The sequence below is a fragment of the Candidatus Methylomirabilota bacterium genome (assembly GCA_035936835.1).
Classification (GTDB): domain Bacteria; phylum Methylomirabilota; class Methylomirabilia; order Rokubacteriales; family CSP1-6; genus AR37.
This window is the reverse complement of record DASYVT010000083.1, coordinates 1-2,483: the sequence shown is the minus strand read 5'-3', so window position 1 is coordinate 2,483 and position 2,483 is coordinate 1. Positions and strand designations below refer to the sequence as shown.

The following is a 2,483-nucleotide window of genomic DNA, read 5'->3' as shown; positions in this document are numbered from 1 at the left end:
ACGGTTCGAGGCCTTCACGGAGAACCCCGGTGCTTAGCGACGAGGCGAAGATCGAGGGGGACGGCTCGTCAACCGGATCTCACGGCAGGAACCCGCACCGAGCGCGAGCGGCAAGACGCTGGTTGTACCGACCACGCGGGGAACATCCAAACGGACACCAAGGTCAATGGAAAGCCCGTCACAATTGGCGGCAATGCGTCTATCCCGCGATAACTGCTTCATGACTCCGGGACGGGTGGCATGAGCGTGACGGCAACCGACGTCGGCATCTTGATCGTGCGGCTCGCGATTGGGCTCACCTTCGCCGCGCACGGGGCCCAGAAGGTCCTGGGTTGGTGGGGCGGCCGGGGCTTCGCGGGCTGGACCGGCGGGATCGCCCGGATGGGGGCTGCGCCCCGTGCCCTTGTGGGCGGCGATCTCCGCCGGGGTCGAGCTTGTCGGCGGCCTGCTGCTCGCGCTCGCGTTCCTTCCACGTTGGGCGGCTGGTGACGCATTTCGCGGCGCCTGATCTCCTATCCCGTCAGAGCCCCGTCGTGTGTATGACTAAGGCCCTACGAAACGCCGCAAAGTCGGACGTCTGCGCTGTGGTACACGTCGATCCGCGCGCCGCCATCCGTCGACGACGGGGATAGGTCTGGGACCGCTGGCTGAGCTTTGACCGTCGTCAGCTGCCACGACCGTCTGAGTAATCTCCGGAAACTGTCGGGCATCCTGCTGGATGCCGGCTCCAACGACGACTACAACCTGCACTGGGGTCACGGGCTGCTGAGTCACCACCTTCACGAGGCCGGTATCACACACGAGGCCAGAGAGAACGCCGGGAACCACGGTGGGCGAGCCCGCGAGCGCTATCAGGTGGCGCTGCAGTGGTTATCGCAGGTCTTGGAACGCGACTGATTCCGACGTCACGAGTGCGGAGTCGGCGACGCCCACATCCATTTGCACGAAGCGCCTTCCCCGCTGGAGGAGTTTCGTGGAACGACCGAGGAAATGGGCGGCACGAGACATTGCGCAAGCCGCGTGATCCACGCGGAGCGCGTTGACCCCCCCCCCTCACGCAACAGGCCAAGCCCCGGCTGAAAGATCGAGGCCGATAGGCCAAGCCGGAGGTCAGCCGGCCGGCGTCCAGTGGTGGAATGTCATCCGCCAGCGCCCGTCCTCGAGGCGCCAGATCGAGGAGCGCAGGGAAATAGAAGGCGGATCGCCGGAGGGCCGGTCGATCACGGAGCGGTACGTCACGAGGGCTATCGTCGGCGCCAGCTCTCGGACGGTGAAGTCCTCGACCCGCCGCGCTCCCGGTTCCTTGCCGAGGAGTGCCGCGACGAGCGCCGCCCGGTCGTACACGCGGCCGGCAGCGGCGAACTCGACGAAGTCCGGGGTCATGCGCGCCTCGAGCGCCTCCCGCGACCGCCAAACGTCCGCGCTCACGAGCTCCGCCTCGAGGCGGCGAAAGTGCTCGGCAAGGTCGGGCTTGGCGGTCATCGCTCCCGTAGGGTACCGCGGCCGCGGTGGCGGCTCGCGCTCTACCTCGCCGTAATCGCACCCCAATGAGCCCACCACGCACGCCGATCATTGGGCCCGACCTTTCCAATCTGCGACATTCCGCTGACACGCGAGCGCGTCTATCAAGGCGTGAGCAGCCACGGCGCCGAGCCCCCGCCGCGACATCTGCCAGGTAGACGATCAGCGCTGCAGGGCTCGTCACGGATCATCGCGCTAGTCCGCCCCCCTCCGATGCTGTGTAGTCACGTGGCGTCCGGCTTTCGGCCATGTCCTAACGCCCTATCTCCCTTCCCGACGGGGCTCTGACGGGATAGGAGATAAGGCGTTTCGAAATGCGCCACCTGAGCTCTTCGAGGCATCGGGTAGCCAGGAGGACCTGCGACTTGCGGAGTGCCTATAAGAAATCGAGCAGTTGGTCCAGCGCGACGTGGAGATCACACGTTCACGCAAGTTCGAGCACCTGAGGGCCTTCGCAGCCGATGCCCAACTTTGACTACGAGGCCGAGGAGCTCGCTGCCGTCGCGAGCGACTACGAACGATTGGTCGGAATGCCGAAGAGCGCTCGTCTCGGGCCGGAGGGGTTGAGAAGCAGAGCCACTCCGGGCCCGAGCGTCAAGCCTGCCTACTGATTGCAGTTGCCGTTGTCATTGCCGTTGCCGTTGGTGTCACACCCGGGAAGAATGAACGTATAGAGCTCCGCTGAGGCCAGAGACGCGCCGCCGGAACCGCCGGCGACGAGCACCGTGCCGGATAGGAGCAGCGTCGCGGTGTGGGCGTAGCGAGCCGTGGTCATGCTGCCGGTCGCGCTCCAGCTGCCCGTGCCGGGGTCGTAGAGCTCCGCTGAGGCCAGAACCGGGCCGTTGAAACCGCCGGCGACGAGCACCGTGCCGGATGGGAGGAGCGTCGCGCTGTGGAATACGCGAGCCGTCGTCATGCTGCCGGTCGCGCTCCAGCTGCCCGTGCCGGGGTCGTACAGCTCC

General features: G+C 66.5%; 4 protein-coding genes. 2 read left to right on the top strand and 2 right to left on the bottom strand.

Annotation, left to right across the window (positions count from 1 at the left end):
* Positions 1 to 240: 240 nt before the first annotated feature.
* Both VGV06_06970 and VGV06_06965 read left to right on the top strand, forming a co-directional pair.
* Positions 241 to 489: a DoxX family membrane protein gene (locus tag VGV06_06970; protein HEV2054896.1), complete on the top strand. Its 249-nt coding sequence runs from the start codon at positions 241 to 243 to the stop codon at positions 487 to 489.
* Between the two features lie 165 nt (positions 490 to 654).
* Positions 655 to 897, top strand: a complete 243-nt coding sequence (locus VGV06_06965; GenBank protein ID HEV2054895.1) for a hypothetical protein — start codon at positions 655 to 657, stop codon at positions 895 to 897.
* A gap of 213 nt (positions 898 to 1,110) precedes the next feature.
* Here VGV06_06965 and VGV06_06960 read toward each other — a convergent pair whose 3' ends face one another.
* Both VGV06_06960 and VGV06_06955 read right to left on the bottom strand, forming a co-directional pair.
* Complete coding sequence (locus VGV06_06960) at positions 1,111 to 1,482, bottom strand: DUF4440 domain-containing protein (GenBank protein ID HEV2054894.1); 372 nt, start codon at positions 1,480 to 1,482, stop codon at positions 1,111 to 1,113.
* Positions 1,483 to 2,125: 643 nt separating this feature from the next.
* A partial coding sequence (locus VGV06_06955; protein HEV2054893.1) for a kelch repeat-containing protein occupies positions 2,126 to 2,483 on the bottom strand: 358 nt, incomplete at its 5' end.